Origin of the sequence: Streptomyces sp. Tu 2975 (assembly GCF_009832925.1) — a bacterium.
Lineage (GTDB): Bacteria > Actinomycetota > Actinomycetes > Streptomycetales > Streptomycetaceae > Streptomyces.
In genome coordinates, this window is record NZ_CP047140.1 from 165,476 (window position 1) to 188,956 (window position 23,481).

Here is a 23,481-nt window from a genome sequence, read left to right on the forward strand (position 1 = left end):
GGCCGTCCGCGGCTGGGCGGCGAGAATCCCGCTCAGCCTCGCGGGAGGGGTTGACGGGGCGCTGACCCGCTCCTGATGTGCCGGCGTTGGGTGTCAGCGCAGCCCGGTCTCGAAGGCGTAGATGGCCACATGCACGCGGTTGCGCAGCCGCAGCTTGTTCAGCAGGTTCTGCACGTGGGTCTTGACGGTGTGTTCGGACAGCGTGAGCGACTGGGCGATCTCGATGTTGGACAGTCCGCGGGCCACCAGGTCGAGGATCTGGCACTCGCGGCCGGTGAGGTGCTCGGGCGGCACGTCGGAGACGGTGGCAGCCCGGGGCCGGGGCGCGGCCTTCTCCGGCGGGGCGGCGGGCGCGGCGGGCGCGGTGGTGGCGGGTGCCGGGGCGGGTTCCGGGGCGGTGGGCGGCAGCGGGCCGCGGGTCAGCGAGTAGCCGGCGGCGGCCAGGGAGACGGCGGCGGCCAACTGCTGCGAGGTGGTGGAGTGGGGCAGATGTCCGTGCAGGACGGCCGCGGTCCGGCCCTGGGGCTCTGCCCCGCCGACCGTCAGCACCCGTATGCCGGGGTCGATCTCGCGCAGCAGCGCGTCGGACTCGTGCGCCTCGCGCAACCCGTGGACGACGAGCACGTCGGGCGCCTGGGCCCGCAGCGCGGCCAGGGCACGCGGGCCCGGCTCGTCCTCCCCTATGACGCTGATGCCGCCCTGCCCGTCGAGCAGGGAGCGGATACCGGCCCGGGCGAGCGCGTCGCCGCCGACGAGGAACAGCCGCACTCCGGGGGCGGCGGTCGCCCCGCCGGGCAGCATGCGCAGCACGGAGCCCTTGCCGCCGTGCGCGGGCGCCGTCCGGCCGAGGCCGGTTCCTGCATCCGTCATGACCCGCCCCTTGTGCCGCACTTGTGGTCGTCAAGCACGATCACGCTATCCGCCGCCGGCGGGGCGGCCCGTGCTTCTCCAGCCGGCTTCGAGAGGGCGCTGAGCTGTTCCGGAGCGCGAAGCCGCGCCGCGCCGGCCGCGGGCCGGGGACCGGCAAAAACCGCTCGAGGCCCGCCCGAGGGCCGCTCGAGGCACCGGGCCCGGAGGGCGGGGCCGAGTTGACCGGGCCCGGCGGGCGGGGCCGAGTTGACCGGGCTCGGCGGGCGGTGCTGATATCACGCTTCACGACGAGGGGCATTGGGACGAGCATGGGAACATTCACCGGTCCGAACGACCGGCTCGCGGCATTCGGCAACCAGCTGATCGCGGTCCATCTGTGGCTGCGCGAGGAACTGGCGCGGCTCGCCGACGACGTCGACGCCTTCCTTGAGGGCGGCGAGCGGCCACGGGAGCTGCGGGCCCACTGTCTGACGTTCTGCTCCGCGGTGCGCCGCCACCACACCGAGGAGGACGACTCGGCCTTCCCCGCGCTGGCCGAGCAGTTCCCGGAACTGCGTCCGGTGCTGGAGGAGCTGGAGAACGACCACCACACGGTGGCGGACATCCTGCGCCGCATCGAGGAGCTGCTGGGCGGCCTGGGCACCGGTGAGGGCGCGCTGCCCGCACAGGAGGTACGCAAGGAACTGGACGGTCTGGCGGCCCTGTTGGAGTCCCATTTCGTCTACGAGGAGAAGAAGATCGTCGCGGCCCTGAACGACCTGTCCGAGCTGCCGGGCGGCGTCGTCCTCCAGGACGTCATCCAGGACGTGGCCGAGCAGGACTGAGACGGGCGCCGGGCGGGGGCCGGGCACGTGTGTCGTCTCCGCCCGGACGGCCCCGTTCCGGCCGGCCTCGTGCCCGACCGGGGCCGGGCAGGGTCAGGCGGGGTCAGGGCTGGTGCCCTCGCCGCGAGAAGTAGCCCGGCGCTCGGCTGCCAAGAGGCAGCCGAGCCGGGGCTGTAGGGGCTTCAGCGCTTGGGCGGGAGGATGAAGCCGCGCACCGGCCGCGGCTCTTCCGGGTCACGCGACGGCGGTTCCTGCGCTCGCTGCCATGCCTTCACCAGTTCGGCGTACCGCGGATCGATCCACTCCTGTGACATGCGGGTCACCTCCTGCCTTCAGGCTAGGGCCACTCGGGCTTCGGCATCGGGCGGATCGCGCAGTTCGGCGCGTGCTGGCACTTCGCCGACACCGAGGCGGGGAAGCCCTCGCCGGGCGGCCCCCACAGGTCCGGATCGATGTCGAACCCGGCGCGAGCGATCAGCTCCCGGGTGCGGTCCAGGATCGCCGGGTCGTAGTGACTCGGGTCCCAGCCCGGATAGTGGTGCACGAACGAGCCGAACCGGTCGCACAGCTCCCCGTACAGGGCTGAGTGCAGGAGCAGCGCGTGCCACCCCTCGTCGACCACCCGGGACGGGGCCATGCCGACGTCCGGGTTCTGCGCGCAGGCGGCGACGAACTTGATGCCCTCGTCGACGATCCGGCCGGCCATGTCCTCGGACATATGGGGGTTGGCGTCGAGAACGGTCCTGCGGACGTTGCCGAAGTGGCCGCCGATCAGCTCCCGCACGACGGGAACGGGGGTGCCGGGCGGGTCGGGTACGGGTGGCCGCGGAGGTACGCTCACGGTGATCTCCTCTGCTCATGTGGATGGGGATGGACCCGCTCCGGCCGGGTTTCCTGGCCGGATGCGTTCGGCCGGGGCGGGAGTCGATGTAGCCGCTGTCAGCGGCGCGTGGGGCAGGTTCGGTGCAGGTGGACCGTGGTACCGCATCCGGAGCCGGACGGTTTGTCGGCCACTTCGTAGTCCTCGCCGGGCAGGATCGGCCGGTCGCAGCGGGCACAGATCATGACGCCCTCCCCTTTGCGTGGCGGCGGCAGGCACGGGGGAACCAGCGGGTCGGGTAGTCGGCGATCCGCATCCGGCGGGGACCAAGGTCGACTGCGGTGGCCGGCGTCAAGGTGATGCCGCAGAAGACGCAGTCCACGCCCCGCTGTTGTCCCTGCGACAGGAGGTCGAGCGAGGGGACAGACACGGGGCGACGGGACGCCGGGCGCACATGGGCGTTCACGTAGGTGCCTTTCTAATAGGCTTCAGTTGCTCACCGTTATTGACTACGACGGTAGAAAGCGGACACGGCAGGAAGTAGTGACCGCGGGTACGGGTACCGGCGAGGACCGATGTGCCAAGGGGAAGCGCCATGGGGAACAGCCAGCGATCCACCCTGACTGACGGTCAGGGAAGCCTTTATCGCAGCCGCGGCGGCATCGTCTCCGGGTACGTGCTGCGACTCATTCGCGAACAGCTCGGGCACACCCAGGAGGCGCTCGCCGAGCACCTGCGCGTGGCAGCCGACACTCTCGCCGGATGGGAGTCCGGGCGTCGGCCCCTCACTTCCGTCCCGGTCGGGCAGATGCTTGTGCACCGCCATCGCCTGCTTCGACTCGGTGCGGGGCCCGCGCTGCTCCCGGCCCTGGAACGGGCCATGGAAGCCGACGTGCTGCTTTCCAGCGCTTTGGACGACGACACGCCGACCGATGGCGACCCGATCGGTGCTTGGGTGATGCAGCGCGACCTCGTCGAAGTGCTCGCTTGGCCGCTCAACGGAGTGCCGCCCGCGTCCTTACGGAACCTCCCCAGGCCGCCGCGGCCCCGGCGAGGCCCCGTACCCAAGGGTCCCGAACTTCCTGCGGCCCACCGCCGGCAGTTCTTCGCTCGCATGCGACGCACCGCCGAGACTGCGCGTGGCAGTGACCAGTTCCTGCTCCGCCGCCAGGCCCTCTACCTGGCCGGGTACGACTCCGCCACGGACACCTCCGACTGGCTGGCTCACCAGCAGCGCACCCAGCGACCCGACGACTGGCTGACTCAGTGGCTCAACGCCCGGTCTGTCGCCGCGGTGGCCGCCAGGCAAGGCGACCGGGACCGCATGGCCCACTTCCTGAGCACCCTCGACGGCGACGATGCCGGTGAAGCGGCCAACCTCAACTACTGGGCGTACTGGATCGGCGAAGCACCGCACGTACAGCTCTCCGATCACTTCATCGCCACCGAGGACCCGCGAAACCGGCCTGGCGACAAGCTCATGCACCATCTCGTGCGCGGCCTGACTCCCGAACACGGGTTCTTCGACCTCAACGTCCACACGCTATGGGCTCTCCTCGCCACGCGCCCAGGCGTCCTCCGCCCCAACGCCGCGGGGCAAGAGTTACGCGACCGGATCCCGGTGATGTTGGATAGCCGGGAGCTGTCGGCGCGCGCTCGCCGAGAGTTGGAGAGCATCCGGTACGCGATCCGCCTCTCCGAGGCGTGAGAGGAGACGAGCGGTGGCTGACGACCTGTCCGCGGTGGCGCACTTCCTGTACGAGGCGGGGACGCTGAAGCACGCCCGGCGGACCGGATGGTGGATGGCCGGCGTGCGGGACCCGGAGAGCGTCGCCGAGCACTCCTGGCGGACGTCGCTCATCGCCTCGGTGATCGCCACGTTGGAAGGTGCCGACCCGGCGCGCGCCGCGTACCTCGCGGTGTGGCACGACACTCAGGAGACGCGCACCGGGGACGTGAACTACCTGGGGAAGAAGTACTCGACCGAGGCCGACCCGCAGGCTGTCACGGCCGATCAGGTGGCGGCTATGCCAGACGTGCTGGCCGCGGCGGTACGCGAACTGGTCGCGGAGTACGAGGCCAAGGAATCGCGTGAGGCGGTCTGCGCGCGGGATGCGGACAAGCTGGAGTGCATGCTCCAGGGCATCGAGTACAAGGCGCAGGGCTATGAGAACGCCCAGCGTTGGATCGACAACAGCCGCGGCCGGATCGTGACGGAGACGGGGCAGCGTCTTGCCGACGAGCTCCTCTCCCAGGGATCGCTGGACTGGCTGCGCACGGCCCTGGGTGAGAAGCAGGCCTGACGTCGCAGCCACCTTGCCGGGCCCGGTCAGGGCTGGTGGTCCGCCATCGCCGCGAGGAAGCCGGGATCGAGCATGGTGCCGGCCGAGGTGTCGGCGGCCGGGTCGAGGCCGGCGTCGTGGCAGGCGACGGAGAGCAGGTAGCGGCGGCCGAGGGCGGGGTGGGTGGCGAAGGCCCATTCGCCGCGGGTGGCGGGTGTGCCGTCGGGGGCCAGCAGGCGGCCGCTGCGCAGGCCGAAGCCGAACTCGGTGAAGCCCAGGCGCATGCCCTGGCCGAGGGCCTTGGTGTAGGCCTCTTTGAGGGTCCACAGGCGCAGGGTCTGGGCGGTCTGTTCGTGCTCGGGCAGCGGGGCGAGTTCGGCGGCCTCCGTGGGGGTGCACATCTGCGCCTGGAGGAGGTCGAACCGCATGCGGCGGTCGGCCGGTTCGGCGTCGACGCCGATGCGGCCGTGGCGGCTGAGGCCGACGGCCATCAGGTCGCCGGTGTGGGTCAGGCTCAGGTCGATCTGGTCGAAGCCGCGCAGGTAGGGGCGGCCACCGAGGCGGTAGGCGAGGTCGAGGGTCTCGGGGTCGACGCGCAGGGCCGCGGCCGCGGTGTGTTTCATCAGCAGCCGGGCGGCGACGAAGCGGTAGCGCACCGTCGGGTCGGGGATGCGGCGGTAGCGGGTCCAGTCGCGGCCCAGCAGCCGGCGCAGGCGGGGGGCGGTGAGTGCGGCGGGCAGCCATTCGCCCCAGGTTGTGTGCACGACCGCGTTGCCCAGCCGGGTCAGGTTCTCGTGCACGCCCTGCCACGGCCCGGCGGGCCGCGGCACGTGGATCGGTGTGCTGATCCTCTGCTCGTCCATCGCTGTCCCCTCCCGAAGGCCGGCCGCGCCGGCCCCGCCCCTGGCCGGCCTGCTAGCCGGCGAGCTGTGTGTCGTACAGGTCGAAGCTGCGGTGGTCCCGGTAGCGCGCGAGCACCTCTTCGAGGACCGCTTTGGTGGTGTTCTCGGGGAGGTCGGGCACCGGGACGCCGAGCCTGCGGCCGATGCGGGTGAGAGCGAGGACGGCCCAGGCCGGATCGGACAGGAAGGTGCCGGTGCCGTCCTGGCCCTGCCACACGCCCAGGCAGGCGGCGGCGGCCAGGACCAGGGCGTAGCGGTCGGCCAGTGCGCAGACGCGGGGGTCGACGAGCGCGGCGTGGGTGATGCCGGGGAGGGCGGCGCACTGTTCGCGCAGGGCGCGCATCTCCTGGACGAACGCGTCGGCGAGGTCGGCGAGGGCGGCCCAGGCGTCCGAGGTGGCGCGCAGGGGGGCGAGGCGTTCCGCGGTGCCGATGAGGGACGCGGTCAGGACGTCGTCGCTGCCGGTGAGGGTGAGGGCGCGGTAGTCGAACGCGGGCAGCGGCGCCCGGGGCAGGAACAGCCGGCCGGCCGGTTCGTCGGTGCGGAACCAGGAGCGGCGGGCGAGGGTGGGCAGTTGGGGCACGATGACGGCCTGGCAGGCGGCGGTGCCGGCGTGGCCGAGTCCGGCGACGGGCAGGTCGCGGACGAGTTTTTGGAAGCCGCCGTAGCGGGGGCCGCGGTCGTAGCCGTGCGCGCCGAGGACGGTGGAGAGTTCCTCGAGGTCCTCGCGGAGCAGGTCGGGCATGGTCATCTTGACGGCGGCGGCGAGCAGGTGGGAGCTGTCGGGCAGCAGGCTCAGGGCGCGCAGTCCGGTGACGGCCATGCTGTCGCAGGCGAGGAGGTCGGTGAAGACGCCGGTGAGCACGGTGTGCCAGCGGCGGGGCGGGACGCCGGCGGGCCGTCCGGTGGTGGCGGCGCGGACGGCGAAGCGCAGGACGCTGTCGACGCCGGCGACGACGGTGGCGGGGATGAGGCAGCGGTTGACCTGGTAGGTGCGCAGGGCGAGGGGGACGCCGTCGCCGAGGTCGCCGACGAGGGTGTCGGGCCCGGCGGGGCAGTCGGTGAACCGAAGGCCCGCGAAGCGGCTGCCGCGCATACCAGGGGTTAGGGCGCGCGGCAGCCGGCGCAGGCCGCCGGGCGGCAGCTGCTCGGGGTCGAGCAGCAGCACGGAGTGGCTTCGTGGGCCGCTCGAGGCCGCGGTCCGGGCGTACATGACGTAGGCGTCGGCCCGGTCGGCGTTGATGACGACGTCCTTGCGTCCGGACAGGACGAAGCCGCCGTCGGGGGTGGGCCGTGCGGTGAACTCGTCGCGCAGGATGGCGTTGGCGTGGGCGAGTTCGTGGTGGACGATCGGGGTGCGGCCGCCGGCCAGGAGCACGCGGGCGGTCGCTTCCCGCTGTGCGGTGTCGCCGGCCGCCCAGACGGCGGAGGCGCCGAACAGCGAGGTGATGCCGTGGCCGAAGCCGAGGGCGACGTCGCGGCGGAAGAGGGGGCGCAGGACCTGGGCGAGGAGGTCGGGGCGGATCAGGCGGCCGCCGAGTTCGTGGGGGACGAATTCGGCGGTGAGTCCGGCCTCGGTGAGCAGCGCTTCGGTGGCGGCGGGGGCCTCGCGGCGGTCGTCGGCGTCCAGGAGGGGTTTGTAGCCGTGCGGGTTGTGCGGGTCGTCGGGGTCGCCGAGGAGGTTCTCCAGCCAGGCGGCCCGCTCGGCGGCGTCGCCGGGCGGAACACCGCCGGGCGCCCCGGGGCCCGTTGCGGGCCCCGGGGTGCTCGGGCGGTGGGCGGCCGCTGCCGGGGCGGGCGCGGTCACGGGTGTGGTCACAGGACCCGGACCGCGCTCTCGGCGTGCTTCTTGGCGAGGGCGAGGGTGGTGCCGCTGTTGCGGCCCAGGGCCTCGCGGACGTAGCGGCGGGCGCTCTGCACGTCGGCGTCCGGGCCGAGGACGGGTTCGATGTTCTCGGGGCGCAGGACGACGCTGTGCTGGGAGGTGACGGTGACGCCGGTCTCGTCGGGGACGACGGACCATTCGCCGGTGTGGGCGGACATCAGCAGCGGGGTGGCGGTCTGCTTGTAGACGATGCGGCCGGCGTGGGGGAAGCAGACGCGGACGGACTCGGTGGTGTGGGTGGAGCCGTCGGCGGTGACGGTGTCCATGGCCATGACCTGTACGCCGGGCTGGTCCTCGGTGAGGTCCAGGCGGGAGACGTGCGGGACGAGCTGGGGCCAGTCCGCCACCCGGTAGAGGAAGTCGTAGACGAGTTCGGCGGGGCCGTTGACGCGGACGGAGTCCTCGAAGGACATGACCAGGTCGTCGAGTTGGGACCAGCGTTCGGCGAGCCGGCTCAGGTTGGCCAGTTCGGCGCGGCTGTTGGTGTCGGTGGCGCGTTCGACCCAGGCGACGTCGTCGGCGTTGTCGCCGGCGACGGTGAAGTCGTGCAGCAGGGTGAGCTTGGACCGGTTCGCGTCCAGGGGTTCGACGATCCAGGTGCCGCCCATGGACTGGACCGGGGAGGCGGGCAGTTCCTGACGGAACTCGATGCGGCGCCGGGCGGGGTCCAGGACGCGGCGGGAGGTCCAGGACTTGACCTGTCCGTTGGCGGTGGCCCACATGCGCAGGCGTTCGCTGTCGCCGTCGAACTCCAGGCGTTCCACGTGGACGTTGGGCGGGAAGAACAGCGGCCACTGGACGGCGTCGGAGATCAGGCCGTAGACCACGCCGGCGGGCGCGGCCACGTTCACCTCGTGCGTCGTTGCGTGCACTCGCTCAGCGGACATCTTTTCTCTTCCTTCTTCAGACGTTGCCCAGGCCGCCGCAGACGTTGAGTGCCTGGGCGGTGATGGAGGCGGCGTGTTCGGTGGTGAGGTAGCCGACGAGGGCGGCCACTTCTTCGGGGGTGGTGTAGCGGCCGAGGGGGATCTTGGCCTCGAACTGTTCCTGTACGTATTGCTCCGTGGTGTCCCATGCGGCGGCGTAGCCCTGGCGGACGCGTTCGGCGAGGGGGGTCTCGACGTAGCCGGGGCAGACCGCGTTGACGGTGATGCCGGCGGGGGCGAGTTCCTTGCCGAGGGCTTTGGTGAAGCCGACGACGCCGTGCTTGGAGGCAGAGTAGGGGGCGCCGAGCAGGACGCCTTGCTTTCCCGCGGTGGAGGCGATGTTGATGATGCGGCCCCAGGTGGCGTCGGCGAGGCCGCCGTTCTTGAGGACTTCGCGGGTCAGCAGGAAGACGCTGTTGAGGTTGGTGTCGATGACGTCGTACCAGAGTTCGTCGGCGATGTCGGCGGTGGGTCCGCCGCCGCTGCGTCCGACGTTGTTGACGAGGACGGTGACGGGTCCGTAGGTGTCCAGGACGGTGCGTACCAGGGTGGCCACGGAGTCGCGGCAGCGGACGTCGGCGGCGGCGCCCTCGGCCTCCAGGCCTTCGTCGCGGAGGTCCTCGACGGTCTGTTTGACCTCTTGGGCGGTGCGGGCGCAGATGAAGACGCGGTGGCCGCGGCGGCCGAGGTCGCGGGCGACGGCGAGGCCGATGCCGCTGGTGGCTCCGGTGACCAGGGCGACCGGCGGGGTCGCCGGCGACGGTGCGGTCATCGTTGTGCCTCCTTGTGCGGTGCGCCGACGGTGCTGTCGACGGTGTCCTGGGCGGCTCGACGGCCGGACGAGGCCCGCTCGAGAACGGCCTCAGGTGTGCTGTGGGGCGGGTGCGGTGCCGTCAGGGACAGCGGGCGCAGGGCGTCGTCGAGGGCGCGGGGGGTGAGCAGGCCGCCGTGGGCGGCGAGGTAGCCGTCGGGGCGGATGAGCGCCCAGGCGCCGGAGGAGAGGCCCAGGGCGCGGCGCAGCGCGCCGTCGGGGTCGGGCAGGAGGCGGGGGCCGGGGGCGGTGGTGTCGCCGACGGTGCGTACCGACAGCCAGGCGCCGTGGCGGGCGGCGGCGTCGGTCGCGGTGCGTACGGGGGTGCCGGCCGGGGTGTGGGCGCCGGGGGCGACGAGCAGGGTCCAGCGCACGTCGCGCAGTTCGTCGGCGAAGGCGCGCGGGCCGGGTGAGGCGGGCTCGCGGGCGGTGGCGGTGGCGGTGCGTTCGCCGGGGGCGGGCACGTGGCGGCGCCTTGGTACGAAGACGGGCGCGGCGACGGGCGCGGCGACGGGGACGGGTTCGGGGCCGGCGCCGGTGGTGAGCGGGCTGTCGGCGTAGTCGATGCGCAGTCCGGACATGCCGCCGAGGACCTTGCGCTGGATGGCGCGGCGCAGCGGGGGCAGGTTGCGCACGACGGTGAAGACGGCGGGCAGGGCGAGGGAGGCGAGGGCGTTCTTGAGCTGGACGAGGAAGGTGGCGGTGCGGGTGGAGCCGAGCAGTTGCCTGCCGATGGGGACGCGTTCGGTGCTGTAGGTGTCCAGGAGCGCCGGGCGGGCGTGGCCCTGGTGGACCATGGCGAGTTTCCAGGCGAGGTTGTAGGCCTCTTGGATGCCGGTGTTCATGCCCTGTCCGGAGGCGGGGCTGTGCACGTGGGCGGCGTCGCCGGCGACGAGGACGCGGCCTTGGTGCATGCGGGGCACCATGCGCTGCTGGAAGGTGAAGACGGAGACCCATTCGGGGTCGCCGACGTGGACCTGGTGGCCGAGGCCGGTGGTGAGGCGGGCGGCGATCCGTTCGGCGGCGCCGGCCGCGTCGGGGGCTTCGGGGGCGGTGTCCAGCAGCCGCCAGTGTCCCGGGCGGGCGTAGGGCACCATCATCAGGGCCTGTTTGCCGGTGTGGACCCAGTAGATGCTGTCGGGTTCGAGGTCGGTGCGTACGGGGGCGTCGGCCAGCAGCCAGGTGTCGCGGCTCTCGCCGATGAGGGGCAGGCCGAGCTGTTTGCGTACGGTGCTGTGGCCGCCGTCGCAGCCGACCAGCCAGGGTGTCTCGCAGGTCTCCTCGGTGCCGTCGGCGTGCCGCAGGGTGGCTCGTACGGTGGTGGTGTCCTGGGAGAGGCCGGTGAGCCGTACGCCCCATTCGATCTCGACGCCGAGCCGGGCGACGGCGTCGCGCAGGACGGCCTCGGTGCGGGTCTGCTCGATGATCACGGTGTAGGGGTGGCGGGTGGGCATGCTGCGGTAGTCGGCCTCCAGGCGCACCAGCCGGCGGCCGGAGGCGAACATGGTGAACGCCCGGTTCTTGCGGCCGGCTTCGATGACGGGCGTGGCGGTGCCCATCTGGTCGAGGGTTTCCAGGGTGCGCGGGTGGACGGCGACGGCGCGGCTGGTGCGGGCGGGGCCGGTGGCGGCGTCGACGAGGCGGACGCGCAGGCCGCGGCGGGCCAGTTCGTGGGCGGCGGTCAGGCCGACCGGGCCGGCGCCGGCGACCAGGACGTCGGGCCGGCGGTCATCGGACACCGGCCGCCTCCAGCGGGGCGGTGGCGTCCTCGGTCTCGTACATGGCGGGTTCGGCGGTCACCAGTGGCTTGAGGTCGGCGACGATGGCGCGGAAGCCGTCGCTGCTGACGGCGGCGCGGTGGGCGTCGGCGCTGTCCCAGACGGCGATCTCGAGGTGCACGTTCCCGGCGCCGAGGGCGCGCAGGTTCTGGTGGCTGACGTAGCCGGGCCGGGCGGACATGTAGGCGGTGAGGCGGGCGCGGACGGCGAGGAAGGCGTCGTGGTCGCCGTGCACGGTCAGCTTGTTGACGAAGGTCACCATGGGTCGTCTCCTGGCGGGAAGGGGCCCCCGGCCGGTGTGGGCGGGGGTCAGGCGGCGGCTTCTGCGGCGGCGCGGTCGCGCAGCCGGCGGCGCAGTTCCTGGCGGCGTGGTTTGCCGGTGGGGGTGCGCGGGACGGTGTCGAGGGCTTCGACGCGGCGGATGCGTTCGAAGTGGGCGAGCCGGGAGTTGGCCTTCTCGGTGATCGCGTCGAGGACGTCGAGGACGGCGTGGGCCGCGTGCCGCGGGGGGCCGGGGGTCTCGCGCAGGACGATGCCGGCCCATACGACGGCGCCGTGCACGGCGTCGGGCCAGCCGACGACGACGCATTCGGCGACGCGGGGGTCGTCGGCGATGATCCGTTCTACGGCGGTCGGTGAGACGAGTTCGTTGTCGTACTTGAAGACGTCGCCGAGCCGGTCGACGAGGTGCAGGACGCCGTCGGTGTCCTGGTAGCCGATGTCGCCGGTGGAGAACCAGCCGTCAGCGTCGATGCGGGAGGGTTCGTCGTCGTCGAGGTAGCCGGCCATCACCTGCGGTCCGCGGACCTGTACTTCGCCGGTGGCCCACACGTCGGCCGGTTCACGGGAGTCGAGGCCGACGATGCGGCTCTCGGTGCCGGGCAGGGGGTGGCCGACGGCGCCGGGGCGGGTGTCGTCGAGGCGCTGGTTGTGGGACAGCGGGGAGAGTTCGGCCATGCCGTAGCCCTGGACGACGGGGACGCCGAGCAGTTGGCTCAGCCGGCGGGCGGCGGCGGGCGCGAGGGCGGTGCCGCCGGACATGACGGCGGTGAGCCGCGGCAGGGCGGGGACGGCCTGCGGGGAGGCGGTCAGCCGGGGGTCGGCGGCGAGACGGTGGAGGCGGGCGGGGAGCCCGTAGTAGTGGGTGGCGCCCGTGCGGGCGGCCAGGGCGAGGGAGGCGAGGGGGTCGCCGTGCTGGCACAGCACCTGCGCGGCACCGGCGCACACGGCCGAGTTGAGGTGCATCACGTGGAACAGCGGCAGGTGGTTGAGGGTGACGGACGCCGGGCCGAGGCGGTGGGCGAGGGCGATCTGGTGGGCGTTGGCGACCAGGTTGCGGTGGGTCAGGCGCACGCCCTTGGGGCGGCCGGTGGTGCCGGTGGTGAACTGCACGCACACGGTCGACGACAGGTCGGCGGGTCCGTGGGCGGGTCCGGCGGGCCCGTCGGCGGCACCGTCCAGGGCCACGTGGAGGGGCAGCGCGTCGGCGGGGACCACGCCGTCGTCGGCGTCGGTGACGACGACGGTGTGCAGGAGGGGCAGTTGCTCGCGCATCTTGGTGAGCAGTTCGGCGGTGGCGCAGGGCACGAACGCGATCTCGACGGCGGCGGCGGTGAACACGTGCCGCAGCGCCGCCTCACCGATGAGCGGGTTGACCAGGGCGATGGTGCGGCCGCTGCGGCTGGTGCCGTAGTAGGTGGCGGCGAACGCCGGGTCGAGGGTGTTCGCCACGCCGACGGTGGCACCTGGCCGGCCGGCGGCGGACAGCAGGTAGTGGGCGACGCGGTCGGCGCGGGCGTCGAGTTCGGCGTAGGTGAAGGTGTGCTGCCCGCAGGTCAGCGCGGTGCCGTCGGGGTCCCGCACGGCGGCCTGGCGCAGCAGTCCGTCCAGGGGCAGTTCCGGATGCGTGAAGCGCGGCACGGCGTGGTCCTCCTCCGGGTGGCTGATGCCGCGACCGGCTGTGCATGCCGGGAGGGGCACCAGTGCTGGCAGGCACCGGTCGGGTGTCGGGTGCCACGCTGTGCGGCCGCACTCGAGAAGCCGTGGAAGTCCGCTCGACGGTCTCTCGGCGGGGCGCGGACGGGCGGCGGAGCGGGGGGCCGGGGGCGGGGGCGGGCCAGGTGCGCGAGCAATGCTCCAGCGGCGTGCGGGCAAGCCTCCATCGCGGGCGGCCACGTTGGGCCGCGTACGTCATTGCCGTACGGACCTGGGTCCTGTCGCCGCATGCCGCCCGTCGTGGCGGACGGCGCCGCGTCGTGGACTCTCCCCGGGCCCTGTGTACGGACCGATTCGCCACCCGATGGGGGTTTTCACGCATGACGCAGACGACGATCGACCGGCCGGAGGTCTCGGCTCTTCAGCAGGCCGTGCAGGGCGCGGCGGACCGGCTGGTCCAGGCCGGTGCGGCCGGTGTGCAGTTCCGGGTCACCCGGGGGGACAACTCCTTCGTCGTCACCTCCGGGATCGCGGAGCTGGGCTCGGACCGGCCGGTTCCGGCGGACGGCCGGTTCCGTATCTCGTGCATCACCAAGCCGTTCGTGGCCGTGGTGGTGCTGCAGCTGGTCGCCGAGGGCCGCCTGGACCTGGACCGGAGTGTGGAGAGCTATCTGCCGGGGCTGCTGCCGTACGGCGAGAAGATCACCGTACGGAACCTGATGCAGCACACCAGCGGCCTGTACAACTACATGGACTCGTTCCAGAAGCCGGGTGACCGGTTCCTGCGCGACCGCTACAAGCACTACGAGCCCGAGGACCTGATCGCCATCGCGGCGGCCAAGCCGCTGGAGTTCGAGCCGGGCACGAAGTTCGCGTACTGCAACACGAACTACTTCATCGTCGGCCTGCTCATCAAGAAGATCACCGGCCGCTCCTACCGCGAGGAGATCACCGAGCGGGTCCTCGAGCCGCTGGGGCTGACGGAGACGACGCTGCCGGGCGACGACCCGAACATCCCCGGGCCGCACGCCCGCGGCTACATGCAGATCGGCGGCGAGCCGGTCGACGTGACGCTGATGAACCCCTCGGAGGCGGGCTGCGCGGGCGAGATCATCTCCACCACCGCGGACCTGGACCGGTTCTTCTGCGCCCTGTTCGGCGGGGAGCTGCTGAACGAGCCGGAGTTCACCGAGATGACGACGCCGCTGCCGCCGGAGATGATCGAGAACCTGCCGATGGGCATCGGCTACGGCCTGGGCATCATGAAGCTGGAGAACGACGACGACCTGGACCTGTGGGGCCACGGCGCCGGCATCCCCGGCTACGCCACGTTCGCGGCCACCACCCGCGACCGGTCCGCCCGGGTGCAGCTGTCGTTCACGATCGGCGACAAGGACTTCGGCCCGGAGGCCGAGCAGGCCGTCATCCGCGGTGTCAACACCGCCCTGTGCTCCTGAGGCCGCGATGACGGACCAGGTGAGGAAATCGGTCGTCGTCACCGGCGGCGGCACGGGAATCGGCGCCGCCACGGCCCGCGCTTTCGCGGACGACGGTGCGCATGTGCTCATTGTCGGACGCAGTGAATCGACGCTGAAGGAAACAGCGGACGGGCACGACCGGATTCGTATTCTGGTCGCCGATGTCCACGACCACGATGCGCCCGGCCTCATTGTCCGGACGGCGCTCGAGGAATTCGGCCGTCTCGATGTTCTCGTGAACAATGCGGCGGTCACCGGATTCGCGTCCCTGGACGGTTTGGAACGCGATTCGGTAAGGGCGCAGTTGGGCACGAATCTGCTCGCGCCGGTCTTTTTGACGCAGGCTGCCCTGGACGCCCTCGAGGCCGCCGGCGGTGTCGTGGTGAACGTCAGCTCGGCGGGATCGCTGGGCCGCCGTGCCTGGCCGGAGAACTCGGTGTACGGGATGGCGAAGGTGGCGCTCGACTTCCTGACCCGCACCTGGGCCGTCGAGCTCGCGCCGCGCGGCATCCGCTCGGTCGGTATCGCGCCCGGTGTCGTGGACACCGGTGTGGGGGTGCGGGCCGGGATGCCGACGGAGGCGTACGAGGCGTTCCTCGTGCAGATGGCGGAGCGGATCCCGGCGGGCCGGGTCGGCCGGCCGGAGGACATCGCCTGGTGGATCGTGCAGTTGACCCGGCCGGAGGCCGCGTACGCCAACGGCACGGTCGTGGCGGTGGACGGTGCGCTGTCGGTGACCTGACACCCGCCGCGCGCACTGGAAGCGGCCCCCGGGGTTTTCCCCGGGGGCCGCTTCCGGTGCGCTCCGGCTGCCGAGTGTCCGGTCCACGGGCCCCTGCGAGGGGACCGCCGGCGGTGCGTCCGGTCGGGCCGCCGTGTGCCCGGTCCACGGGCCGTACGGGCGGACCGCCGGCGGTGCGGGCGGACCGCCGGCGCTCGGCTCTGCCCGGGCCCGGGCGGGCCGGGCTGCGGGCTGTGGTCAGCGGGCGACGGTGGCGGTGACGTAGCGGACCGGTACGTCGATGCGGATGAGACCGTCGGCATCGCGCAGGGCGTCGAGTTCACCGGTCAGGCGGGCGCGCAGTGCGGCGGCCTCGTCGGCGGGCAGGTGCTGCCACAGCAACCGCATGCCCTGCGTGTGGGACCACTCGACCCAGTCCTCACCGCTCGCGGCGGTCATCTCCACCACCTCGTCGGTGATGACGGGGTCGGTGAATCCGGCCTGCCGCAGGGCGGCTTCGAGGTCGGCGGGGTCCTCGAGCCAGGAGTGCAGCTGGCGCCGCAGTTGCTCGGGGTGCCAGGCGGGCGGCAGGTGCTGGAGCAGCGACATGGGGATCCAGCGGCTGAACAGCGGTGGCAGGAAGGGGAATTCGTCCTTGCTGAAGACCGGGCTGGTGAAGGCGATCCGGCCGCCGTCGCGCAGCAGGCCGGCGTAGCGGGCGAGAGCGGCACGGGCGTCGGGCAGGAAGATGACGCTGTAGCTGCCCATGACGAGGTCGAAGGACCGGGCGGGCAGGTCGGGGTGTTCGCCGTCCATGACCCGCAGTTCGACGTTGTCGATGCCCTGGCGCCGCGCCTCCTGGCCGGCCTGTTCGATCATCGCCTCCGCGATGTCGATGCCCAGCGCGTGGCCGGTGGGGCCGACCTGGGCGGCGGCGGGCAGCAGGGTGGCGCCCAGGCCGCAGCCGACGTCGAGGAGCCGCTGTCCGGGCTGCGGGCGGGCGTGCTCGACGAGCCGGCGGCCCATGGGGGTGAAGAACTCGACCCCGAGCCGGTCGTAGGCCGCCGCGGCCTTGTTGAAGGCGGCGGTGACTTTCGTCTTGTAAGTGGTCGCGGTGTCCACGGTCAGCTCCGGGGGTGGTGGCGGCATGGATCTGTTCACGGTGAATGCTGCGGCTTTCCGGCCGGGTGCTGGTGGAGGACCGTTCGAGAGCCGGTCGACGGCGGCAATTCGCCGCTTGCCCGGCCTCTTCGGCCACCGCACAATGTCGGCCAGTGTCCTGAATTTCTGCTGGGCGCCCGGCGAAGGGAATGCGATGAGCAGTCATATAGCGGCGGTGCGCCGCATGGTGGAGGCGTACAACACGGGAAAGACCGATGACGTCGCGGAATTCATCCACCCGGATTATCTGAATCCGGCGACGATGGAGCACATGGACCTGCGTGGTCCCGACTCGTTCGCGATGGCCGTGAAGTGGCTGAAGATGACCTTCTCCGAGGAGGCGTATCTCGAGGAGGTCCTCATCGAGGAGCGCGGCGACTGGGTGCGCGCCAACCTCGTCCTGTACGGCCGTCATGTCGGCAACCTGGTGGGGATGGCGCCGACCGGGCGCCGTTTCTCCGGGGAGCAGATCCATCTGATCCGCCTGGTCGACGGCAAGATCCGTGACCACCGTGACTGGCCGGACTACCAGGGCACCTACCGGCAGCTCGGGTCGCCGTGGCCGGAGCCGAACGGCTGGAGGGACTGAGCCATGATTCTCGTCACCGGAGCGACCGGCAAAGTGGGCCGTGAGGCCGCCACGCAGCTCGCCGCGGCGGGCCGCCGGGTGCGGGCCCTGAGCCGTACCCCGGAGGAGGCGAACCTGCCGGCCGGCATCGAGGTGGTGGCGGGCTCCCCCGCCGACCCGGCGTCGCTGGCCGCCGCGTTCCAGGGGGTGAGCTCGGCGCTGGTGGTGCTGTCCGGCGATGTGGCGGGCGAGGCCCGCAACGTCGCCGCGGCCGCATCCGCGTCGGGCGTGGGGCACCTGGTGTTCCTGTCGTCGGCGAGCGTGCTGCACCCGCTGCCGCACGGCATCGCGGACGAGCACCGGGCCGCGGAGGAGGCCATCACCGCGTCCGGCGTCGACACGACGTTCCTGCGGCCCGGCCCGTTCCACGCCAACACCTCGTGGTGGATCAGGACCGTGCGGGAGAGCGGCGCGGTGCGCTGCTGGATCGGCAACAACCCGGGTGCGCCGATCGACGAGTACGACATCGCCTCCTCGGCGGTGGCCGCGCTCACCGACGAGCGCCACCGGGGCAAGGCGTACGTGCTGACCGGCTCCGAGGTGCTGACCTCCAAGGAGCAGGCCCGCATCCTGGGCGAGGTCCTGGGCCGTGAGCTGGACTTCTCCGTCGCGCCGCAGGAGGAGGTCGTGGAGGTCTTCGCGGGTATCACCGGTGACCGGCCGGCCGCGGTGACCAATGTGGCCGCCCTGCACAGCCCCGAGGTGCCGTGGGCCCGGCCGACGCCGGCGGTGCGGCTGCTGACCGGCCGTGAGCCGCGCAGCTACCGGGCGTGGGCGCAGGCGAACGCGGCGCTGTTCGCTGCCGAGAAGGTGACGGCATGAGCGCCGAGGCGGGCGGCACGGTCCTGGTGACCGGTGCGACGGGCCTTCAGGGCGGGGCGACCGCGCGTGAACTGGTGCGCCGTGGGCGCACGGTGGCGGCGCTGGTGCGCGACCCGGCCTCCGAGGCGGCCCGCGCGCTGGCCGACCTGGGCGTGACGCTGGTGCGCGGCGACCTGGACGACGAGGCGTCGCTGCGTTCGGCGATGGAGGGTGTGCACGGGGTGTTCTCCGTGCAGACGTTCATGACGCCCAAGGGCCTGGGCGGCGAGGTCCGTCAGGGCCGCGCGGTGGCGCGGGCGGCGAAGGCCGCCGGTGTGGCGCATGTCGTGTACAGCTCGGTGGGCGGCGCGGAACGGCACAGCGGCGTACCGCACTTCGAGTCCAAGCGGCACATCGAGCGGTATCTGCAGGAGCTGTCCGTGCCGGTGACGGTGCTGCGTCCGTCGTTCTTCATGGACAACTTCGCCGCGCACGGTCCGCAGAACATCGACGGGACGCTGGTGGTGCAGCTGGCGCTGAAGCCGGACACCCGTGTGCAGTTCATCGCCGTGGAGGACATCGGCTTCTTCGCCGCCGAGGCCTTCGAGCGGCCCGCGGAGTACGTGGGCCGTGCGGTGGAACTGGCGGGCGACGAGCTGAGCGCGACCGAGGTCGCCGAGGCGTTCGCCGCGCGGACGGGCCTGCCGGCCCGGTTCGAGGAGCTGCCGCTGGACGCGGTGGCCGCGAACCCGTACATCCCCAACGCGCCGGAGATAGCCCTGATGTTCGAGTGGTTCCAGGAGCACGGCTACCGGGCGGACATCCCCGCGCTGCGTGCCGAGCACCCGGGGCTGCTGTCGTTCGCGGCGTACCTGAAGTCCCTGGACCTCTGACCACGCCCGCCAGCGCAAGGACCCGGACCGCGTCGGCGGTCCGGGCCCTTTGTGCGTGACCGGCCGGGCGCACCGGAGTTCGGGCGGCTGATCCGACGCCCGGCAGGCGGAAGGCGTCCTGACGGGGTGTTGGAAGGACTCCGTAGGCTGCCGCTCATGACGGGGAGCGGCATCGAGCTGGTGATATTCGACTGTGACGGCGTGCTGGTGGACAGCGAGAGGATATGCGTCCAGGTCGATGCGGTGATCATGGCCGATCTGGGCTGCGCGTTCACCGAGGCCGAGATCATCGAGCGGTTCGTGGGCTCGTCCACCGAGGTGTACACCGCGGCCGTGGAGGAGCGTCTGGGACGGCGCCTGGAGAAGGACTGGCAGAACAAGTACGAGCACCTGTACGAGGCGGCCTTCGCGACCGGGTTGACGGCGGTCGACGGCGTCATGGACGCGCTGGACGGTCTCACCGCGGCCGTGTGCGTGGCCTCGAACGGTGATCACGCCGGCATCAGGCGCAGTCTGGACATCGTCGCGCTGTCCGACCGTTTCGAGGGGCGCGTCTTCAGCGCGGCGGACGTTCCCCGGGGCAAGCCCGCGCCCGACCTGTTCCTGCACGCCGCCCGCTCCATGGGTGTGGAGCCCCGGGCGTGTGCGGTGGTCGAGGACAGCGCGTACGGGGTCGAGGCGGCGCGGGCGGCCGGGATGCGGGCCTTCGGCTACTGCGGCGGGCTGACCCCGGCCTCCCGGCTGGCGGGGCCGGGCACCGTCGTGTTCGACGACATGCGTGATCTTCCCGGGCTGCTGACGGCGGCCGGCTGAGCCGGGACACGGACCAGGGCCCGGGCCGCGTCGGCGGTCCGGGCCCTGGTCGCGGGGTGCCGGGAGGTCAGAGGACGTCGGCGGCGACGAAGCCCAGTTCCTTGAGCATCGGCAGGTAGTTGAAGACGTCGTAGTGCTCGATGATCTTCCCGGCGTCGTCGAAGCGCAGCTCCTCGAGCATGAACCAGGTGACCTTCTTGCCGGTCGCGGCCTTGCCCATGAAGTCGCCGAGGTGGGTGGCGGTCACGGTGATCCGCAGGATGACGCGGTCGCCTTCGGAGACGGCGCTCTTGACGTCCAGGTGCAGGTCGGGGAAGGCGGCGAGGCCGCCGCGCATCGCGGCCTTCATCATCTCGGAGTCGACCGGGCGGTCCTCGGAGAAGTGCTCGATGTCCGGCGACCAGTGCGTGAAGATGCCGTCCAGGTCCCAGCGGTTCCAGGCGGCGGCGCAGTCGAGCGCGATCTGCTTGTTGCGCTCCTGGATGCTGAGGGTGGACTGCTCGGCGAGTGTTGCGGTCATGTTCGGTCCTTACCGGGGATTCAGGGGGATCAGGACGTGCTTGCCGACGGTGGCGCCGTCCAGCAGGGCGCGGACCGCGGCCGGGGCCTCGGTCAGCGGGTGGCGGCCGGCGATCTCGGGGCGCAGGACGCCCTCGTCGACCAGCCGGTACAGGGCGGCGAGGTCGTCCCGGAAGTCGTCGCCGGGCTTGACGTAGTACATGCTCTGGCGGCGGCCGCGGGTGAGACGGAGCTTGGCCGCGATCCAGCGGGCGGCGGTGCGGCGCAGTGCGGGCACGTGCGGCCTGAACCACTGGCCGGGCCGGTAGCCGGCCACGGAGGAGTCGAAGGAGACGAGGGTGCCGCCGTCGGCGAGCACGGCCCAGCCGGCATCCAGGCCGCGGCCGCCGATGTGGTCGAAGACGGCGTCGACGCCGCCGGGTGCCAACTCCCGTACCGCGGCAGGCAGATCGGGGGTGCGGTAGTCGAGGGGCTCGGCACCCAGTGCGCGCACCGCGTCGTGCTTGGCGGGTGAGGCGGTGCCGATGACGCGCAGCTGCGCGTGGACGGCGAGCTGGGTGAGCAGGGTACCGACGCCGCCGCTGGCGCCGTGCACGAGCACGGTGGAGCCGGCGGCGAGCCGGGTCTGCCGGTGCAGCATCTGGTAGGCCGTGACGCCGTTGGTGATCAGGGAGACGGCGACGGCCGCGTCGAGGTGCTCGGGCACCGCGGCGAGCGCCGCGGCGGGCACCTCGACGTACTGCTGCCAGGCGCCGTGGCGGGGCATCGCGGCGACGCGGTCGCCGGTGTTCCAGCCGGTGACGCCCTCGCCGGTCTCCACGACGTGGCCCACCAGGTCGTAGCCGGGCACGAAGGGGAACTTGGGCGGGAAGGGGTGCAGGTGCTGGAGCATCTGCACCTCGGCGAAGGACACGCCGGCGGCCTCGACGCGGACGACGACCTTGCCGCGGCCGGCGGTGGGCCGTGTCCCGTGACCGGCGACGATGTGGTCCTCGGGGCGGCCGCTGCCGGTGAGTTGCACGTGGGCGTTGGCCGCCTGGCCGCCGGTGGCGGCCGCGGCGGGTGCGCCGGGGGTGGCCCCGGGGTGGGCGGCGGCTGTTCCGGTGTCGACGCTCACGCCGCCACCGTCTCGCGCTGGGGGGCGAAGTCGGCGGCGTGGTCGGCGGCCCACCGGGCGAAGGTGAGGGCCGGGCGGCCGGTGATCCGCTCGACGGTGTCCAGCGGCACGGGCGGGTTGTCCATGGCGTCGGAGAGGTAGCCGAGGATCATCTCGACGACCGGCGGCGGCATGAAGTGGCCCATCTGCTCGCGCGCCTGGTCGGGAGTGATCTCCTCGAAGGCGACCTCGGTGCCGATGGCGTCGGCGATCGCCTTCACCTGGTCGACCTGGGTGATGGCCTGCGGGCCGGTCAGGACGTACGCCTGCCCGGTGTGACCGTCCTCGAGGAGCGCGGTGGCGGCCACCGCGGCGACGTCGGCCTCGTGGATCAGGACGCGCGGCGCGCCGCCGTAGGGGGTGCGCACGACACCCTCGGTGCGGATGGAGTGGCCCCACTTCCACAGCAGGTTGGTGGCGAACTCGTCCGGGCGGACGAAGGTCCACTCGAGGCCGGACTCCTCGACGGCGCGCTCCACGGTCCGGTGGTGCTCACCGCTGTGGTTGTCGCCGGAGGTGTCGAGCACGGACGAGGAGGAGAGCACCACGATGCGGCGCACTCCGGCCTCCTTGGCGAGGGCGACGACCTCCCGCGCGGTCCCGGGGACCGGGAAGAGGTAGAGGCGCTCCACGCCGCTCAGGGCGGCCCGCAGCGTCTGCGGCTGCTCGAGGTCGCCCTCGAACAGCTCGACGCCGTCGGGGAGCCCGGCTGTTGCCGGGGTGCGGGTCAGGGCCCGCACCTGCGCTCCCGCCGCCACGAGGTGGTCGACCACATGCCGGCCGACGGATCCTGTCGCTCCTGTCACCAGAACTGTCACGCCTGCTCCACCCTGTCGGTCCCGGCTTCCCCGAGACTCCTCGGACCTTGGTGGTGCAAGGCTGAACAGCCCGGCTGGAGGGCCCCCGGAGACTGGCTGGAACGCGACCCGGGCGGGGAGGGGCGAGGAGCGGCGGGAGGGGCCGCTCGAGCCGTTCTCGAGCGGCGGAGGGGATGCTCCCGGCGGAGGGCCTCGCCTGCGTGCCCGGGCACGCCCGGGTACGGCCGGCCGTCGGGTGGCCGCGGGGCTTTCGCGGGGCTGTCGACCGCCTGGTCGGGCCGCTTTTCCGTCCCCCTCGTTCCCCTCGTCCCCCACGAAAGGTCGCCGCTTTGTCCGCCACCGCCGTAAGCCAGTCCCCCACCACGCGGGGCAGGACCAAGAAGAAGTTCGAACTCTCCCGCAGGGCGCGCAGGCTGACGCTCGCCGTCCATGTCGTGACCTCGGTGGGGTGGGTGGGTCTGTCCCTGGCGATGGCCGTGCTGGCCGTCATGGGGTACACCACCGAGGACGCCGCGGTCGCCAAGGGCGTCTACTACGCGATGTACGTCTTCGACGACACCTGCGTCACGGTGTTCAGCATCACCGCCGCGCTGTCCGGCATTCTGCTGTCCTGCGGCACCAAGTGGGGCCTGCTGCTGCACTGGTGGATCATCGTCAAGTGGGTGATCACCCTGTTCATGACGATCTTCGCGTGGTTCGTGATCCACCCGATCGTCATGCAGGCCACCGAGAACACCGCGACGGCGGGCGGCGCGCCGCCGAAGCCGGGTTGGCCGGCGGACTTCCTGCTGTGGAGCGTGCCGGTGCTGTTCGCGCTGCTGACGGTCGCCGCGGTGGTGTCCGTCTACAAGCCGTGGGGCCGCACGTCCCGCGGCCGGCGCAGCGCGCCGCGCGGCGGGCGTTCCTGACGGTCCGCAGAGCCGCACGAGGTGCAGCGCCCCGGAGCCGGAGAGGAACCGGCAACGGGGCGCTCGCGTGGTGCCAGGCCGTCCGGCGGGGTCGCAGGCCGCGGATCCACGGACCGCAAGTCGTGGCGTCGCGCCGGGATCCGGCTTCCGAAGGGCCGGCGCGGCCGGTCGGAGGCTCTCCGCCCGCATCCGTCCGGTGCCGAGGCGGGCCGGGAGCAGGCCGACCGCGGCGGGGCCGGAGCCCAGTTCGCGGGCGTAAGGGCCGGCGAGGGCCCTCCGCATGACGACGAACGCGGTCGGCATTCCACTGCAGGACCAGCAGCCGGCGCAGCGGCGGTTCCCCGAGCACGGCCTGGTTGCCGCGCCAGGTCTCGTGCACCGTGCGGCGCAGGAGGCGGCCGGGGCGGCCGGGGTTCGGGCGGGGTTCGGGCGGGTCCGGGGCGGGGCGGCAGCGGGCCGGGGTCGCACGATCGCTGCTCGCCTCAACGGCGGCCCGGACGGCGCACCGCACGACATCGCGACGCTGGTCACGGGCGGGTGAGCCGCCGCGGG

General features: G+C 72.6%; 25 protein-coding genes. 11 read left to right on the top strand and 14 right to left on the bottom strand.

From position 1 onward, the window contains the following. Positions 1-93: 93 nt before the first annotated feature. Positions 94-870, bottom strand: a complete 777-nt coding sequence (locus tag GLX30_RS00675) for a response regulator transcription factor (RefSeq protein ID WP_244257931.1) — start codon at positions 868-870, stop codon at positions 94-96. Between the two features lie 308 nt (positions 871-1,178). On the opposite strand from GLX30_RS00675, the gene GLX30_RS00680 reads away from it, so the two are divergent. Beyond that, positions 1,179-1,694 (top strand): hemerythrin domain-containing protein, encoded by a 516-nt coding sequence (locus tag GLX30_RS00680; protein ID WP_159682306.1) that lies wholly within the window; start codon positions 1,179-1,181, stop codon positions 1,692-1,694. A gap of 182 nt (positions 1,695-1,876) precedes the next feature. Here the strand turns inward: GLX30_RS00680 and GLX30_RS35750 are convergent, their stop codons facing one another. Then, positions 1,877-2,008 (bottom strand): hypothetical protein, encoded by a 132-nt coding sequence (locus GLX30_RS35750; protein WP_279632533.1) that lies wholly within the window; start codon positions 2,006-2,008, stop codon positions 1,877-1,879. A gap of 23 nt (positions 2,009-2,031) precedes the next feature. Next, a complete protein-coding gene (locus GLX30_RS00685; RefSeq protein WP_159682308.1) occupies positions 2,032-2,535 on the bottom strand; it encodes a hypothetical protein in 504 nt (167 codons plus the stop codon). A 574-nt stretch (positions 2,536-3,109) separates the two neighbouring features. Here GLX30_RS00685 and GLX30_RS00690 point away from each other — a divergent pair. Then, positions 3,110-4,222 carry a helix-turn-helix transcriptional regulator gene (locus GLX30_RS00690; RefSeq protein WP_159682310.1) on the top strand — a complete coding sequence of 371 codons (1,113 nt, stop codon included), beginning with the start codon at positions 3,110-3,112 and terminating at the stop codon, positions 4,220-4,222. A 13-nt stretch (positions 4,223-4,235) separates the two neighbouring features. Beyond that, positions 4,236-4,817, top strand: coding sequence for an HD domain-containing protein (locus GLX30_RS00695; RefSeq protein ID WP_159682312.1), 582 nt, complete (start codon positions 4,236-4,238; stop codon positions 4,815-4,817). 26 nt (positions 4,818-4,843) lie between these two features. Here the strand turns inward: GLX30_RS00695 and GLX30_RS00700 are convergent, their stop codons facing one another. The 7 genes from GLX30_RS00700 to GLX30_RS00730 are packed head-to-tail and all read right to left on the bottom strand — an operon-like array spanning position 4,844 to position 13,018. Beyond that, positions 4,844-5,659, bottom strand: a complete 816-nt coding sequence (locus GLX30_RS00700; RefSeq protein ID WP_159682314.1) for a 4'-phosphopantetheinyl transferase superfamily protein — start codon at positions 5,657-5,659, stop codon at positions 4,844-4,846. Between the two features lie 52 nt (positions 5,660-5,711). Further along, positions 5,712-7,517: an acyl-CoA dehydrogenase gene (locus tag GLX30_RS00705; protein ID WP_159682316.1), complete on the bottom strand. Its 1,806-nt coding sequence runs from the start codon at positions 7,515-7,517 to the stop codon at positions 5,712-5,714. Then, entirely contained in the window at positions 7,514-8,470 is a 957-nt protein-coding gene (locus tag GLX30_RS00710; RefSeq protein WP_159682318.1) for an aromatase/cyclase, read from the bottom strand. The genes GLX30_RS00705 and GLX30_RS00710 overlap by 4 nt, the downstream gene beginning before the upstream one ends. A 16-nt stretch (positions 8,471-8,486) precedes the next feature. Further along, positions 8,487-9,281 (bottom strand): 3-oxoacyl-ACP reductase FabG, encoded by a 795-nt coding sequence (gene fabG, locus GLX30_RS00715; RefSeq protein WP_159682320.1) that lies wholly within the window; start codon positions 9,279-9,281, stop codon positions 8,487-8,489. Further along, the gene (locus GLX30_RS00720; RefSeq protein WP_279632534.1) at positions 9,278-11,059 is read right to left on the bottom strand and encodes an FAD-dependent oxidoreductase; all 1,782 of its coding nucleotides are present in this window, start codon (positions 11,057-11,059) and stop codon (positions 9,278-9,280) included. The genes fabG and GLX30_RS00720 overlap by 4 nt, the downstream gene beginning before the upstream one ends. Then, entirely contained in the window at positions 11,049-11,360 is a 312-nt protein-coding gene (locus tag GLX30_RS00725; protein WP_159682322.1) for an antibiotic biosynthesis monooxygenase family protein, read from the bottom strand. The genes GLX30_RS00720 and GLX30_RS00725 overlap by 11 nt, the downstream gene beginning before the upstream one ends. A 47-nt stretch (positions 11,361-11,407) precedes the next feature. Continuing rightward, positions 11,408-13,018 (bottom strand): class I adenylate-forming enzyme family protein, encoded by a 1,611-nt coding sequence (locus GLX30_RS00730; protein ID WP_159682324.1) that lies wholly within the window; start codon positions 13,016-13,018, stop codon positions 11,408-11,410. A gap of 395 nt (positions 13,019-13,413) precedes the next feature. Between GLX30_RS00730 and GLX30_RS00735 the strand changes: the two genes are divergently transcribed. Further along, complete coding sequence (locus GLX30_RS00735) at positions 13,414-14,490, top strand: serine hydrolase domain-containing protein (RefSeq protein ID WP_159682326.1); 1,077 nt, start codon at positions 13,414-13,416, stop codon at positions 14,488-14,490. A gap of 7 nt (positions 14,491-14,497) precedes the next feature. Then, the gene (locus GLX30_RS00740) at positions 14,498-15,253 is read left to right on the top strand and encodes an SDR family oxidoreductase (RefSeq protein ID WP_167306779.1); all 756 of its coding nucleotides are present in this window, start codon (positions 14,498-14,500) and stop codon (positions 15,251-15,253) included. 237 nt (positions 15,254-15,490) lie between these two features. Here GLX30_RS00740 and GLX30_RS00745 read toward each other — a convergent pair whose 3' ends face one another. Next, the gene (locus GLX30_RS00745) at positions 15,491-16,354 is read right to left on the bottom strand and encodes a methyltransferase domain-containing protein (RefSeq protein WP_159694775.1); all 864 of its coding nucleotides are present in this window, start codon (positions 16,352-16,354) and stop codon (positions 15,491-15,493) included. 193 nt (positions 16,355-16,547) lie between these two features. Between GLX30_RS00745 and GLX30_RS00750 the strand changes: the two genes are divergently transcribed. The 4 genes from GLX30_RS00750 (at position 16,548) to GLX30_RS00765 (ending at position 19,528) form a co-directional block, all read left to right on the top strand. Then, positions 16,548-16,982, top strand: coding sequence for an ester cyclase (locus tag GLX30_RS00750; protein ID WP_005321817.1), 435 nt, complete (start codon positions 16,548-16,550; stop codon positions 16,980-16,982). 3 nt (positions 16,983-16,985) lie between these two features. Then, positions 16,986-17,843, top strand: coding sequence for an NAD(P)H-binding protein (locus GLX30_RS00755; RefSeq protein ID WP_159682330.1), 858 nt, complete (start codon positions 16,986-16,988; stop codon positions 17,841-17,843). After that, positions 17,840-18,715, top strand: a complete 876-nt coding sequence (locus GLX30_RS00760; RefSeq protein ID WP_159682332.1) for an NmrA/HSCARG family protein — start codon at positions 17,840-17,842, stop codon at positions 18,713-18,715. The genes GLX30_RS00755 and GLX30_RS00760 overlap by 4 nt, the downstream gene beginning before the upstream one ends. A 156-nt stretch (positions 18,716-18,871) precedes the next feature. Then, positions 18,872-19,528, top strand: a complete 657-nt coding sequence (locus GLX30_RS00765; RefSeq protein WP_208545332.1) for an HAD family hydrolase — start codon at positions 18,872-18,874, stop codon at positions 19,526-19,528. A 67-nt stretch (positions 19,529-19,595) separates the two neighbouring features. On the opposite strand, the gene GLX30_RS00770 is transcribed toward GLX30_RS00765, so the two are convergent. From GLX30_RS00770 to GLX30_RS00780, 3 genes are read right to left on the bottom strand one after another with little or no spacing between them, the layout of a single operon-like run. Beyond that, entirely contained in the window at positions 19,596-20,048 is a 453-nt protein-coding gene (locus tag GLX30_RS00770; RefSeq protein WP_159682334.1) for an ester cyclase, read from the bottom strand. A gap of 9 nt (positions 20,049-20,057) precedes the next feature. Then, positions 20,058-21,164 carry a zinc-binding dehydrogenase gene (locus GLX30_RS00775; protein WP_159682336.1) on the bottom strand — a complete coding sequence of 369 codons (1,107 nt, stop codon included), beginning with the start codon at positions 21,162-21,164 and terminating at the stop codon, positions 20,058-20,060. Next, positions 21,161-22,021: an NAD(P)H-binding protein gene (locus GLX30_RS00780; RefSeq protein WP_159682338.1), complete on the bottom strand. Its 861-nt coding sequence runs from the start codon at positions 22,019-22,021 to the stop codon at positions 21,161-21,163. The genes GLX30_RS00775 and GLX30_RS00780 overlap by 4 nt, the downstream gene beginning before the upstream one ends. Positions 22,022-22,350: 329 nt before the next feature. Between GLX30_RS00780 and GLX30_RS00785 the strand changes: the two genes are divergently transcribed. Further along, positions 22,351-22,929, top strand: coding sequence for a hypothetical protein (locus tag GLX30_RS00785; RefSeq protein ID WP_159682340.1), 579 nt, complete (start codon positions 22,351-22,353; stop codon positions 22,927-22,929). A 280-nt stretch (positions 22,930-23,209) separates the two neighbouring features. After that, positions 23,210-23,470: a hypothetical protein gene (locus GLX30_RS00790; RefSeq protein ID WP_159682342.1), complete on the top strand. Its 261-nt coding sequence runs from the start codon at positions 23,210-23,212 to the stop codon at positions 23,468-23,470. Positions 23,471-23,481 lie beyond the last annotated feature (11 nt).

Bases quoted from the DNA above. Each gene is read 5' to 3' on its own strand.
- GLX30_RS00700 (WP_159682314.1), bottom strand. From the start codon at position 5,659: ATGGACGAGCAGAGGATCAGCACACCGATCCACGTGCCGCGGCCCGCC.
- GLX30_RS00765 (WP_208545332.1), top strand. From the start codon at position 18,872: ATGACGGGGAGCGGCATCGAGCTGGTGATATTCGACTGTGACGGCGTG.
- GLX30_RS00790 (WP_159682342.1), top strand. From the start codon at position 23,210: ATGACGACGAACGCGGTCGGCATTCCACTGCAGGACCAGCAGCCGGCG.
- GLX30_RS00710 (WP_159682318.1), bottom strand. From the start codon at position 8,470: ATGTCCGCTGAGCGAGTGCACGCAACGACGCACGAGGTGAACGTGGCC.
- GLX30_RS35750 (WP_279632533.1), bottom strand. From the start codon at position 2,008: ATGTCACAGGAGTGGATCGATCCGCGGTACGCCGAACTGGTGAAGGCA.
- GLX30_RS00750 (WP_005321817.1), top strand. From the start codon at position 16,548: ATGAGCAGTCATATAGCGGCGGTGCGCCGCATGGTGGAGGCGTACAAC.
- GLX30_RS00740 (WP_167306779.1), top strand. From the start codon at position 14,498: ATGACGGACCAGGTGAGGAAATCGGTCGTCGTCACCGGCGGCGGCACG.
- GLX30_RS00675 (WP_244257931.1), bottom strand. From the start codon at position 870: ATGACGGATGCAGGAACCGGCCTCGGCCGGACGGCGCCCGCGCACGGC.
- GLX30_RS00760 (WP_159682332.1), top strand. From the start codon at position 17,840: ATGAGCGCCGAGGCGGGCGGCACGGTCCTGGTGACCGGTGCGACGGGC.
- GLX30_RS00770 (WP_159682334.1), bottom strand. From the start codon at position 20,048: ATGACCGCAACACTCGCCGAGCAGTCCACCCTCAGCATCCAGGAGCGC.
- GLX30_RS00680 (WP_159682306.1), top strand. From the start codon at position 1,179: ATGGGAACATTCACCGGTCCGAACGACCGGCTCGCGGCATTCGGCAAC.
- GLX30_RS00755 (WP_159682330.1), top strand. From the start codon at position 16,986: ATGATTCTCGTCACCGGAGCGACCGGCAAAGTGGGCCGTGAGGCCGCC.
- GLX30_RS00725 (WP_159682322.1), bottom strand. From the start codon at position 11,360: ATGGTGACCTTCGTCAACAAGCTGACCGTGCACGGCGACCACGACGCC.
- GLX30_RS00690 (WP_159682310.1), top strand. From the start codon at position 3,110: ATGGGGAACAGCCAGCGATCCACCCTGACTGACGGTCAGGGAAGCCTT.
- GLX30_RS00735 (WP_159682326.1), top strand. From the start codon at position 13,414: ATGACGCAGACGACGATCGACCGGCCGGAGGTCTCGGCTCTTCAGCAG.
- fabG (WP_159682320.1), bottom strand. From the start codon at position 9,281: ATGACCGCACCGTCGCCGGCGACCCCGCCGGTCGCCCTGGTCACCGGA.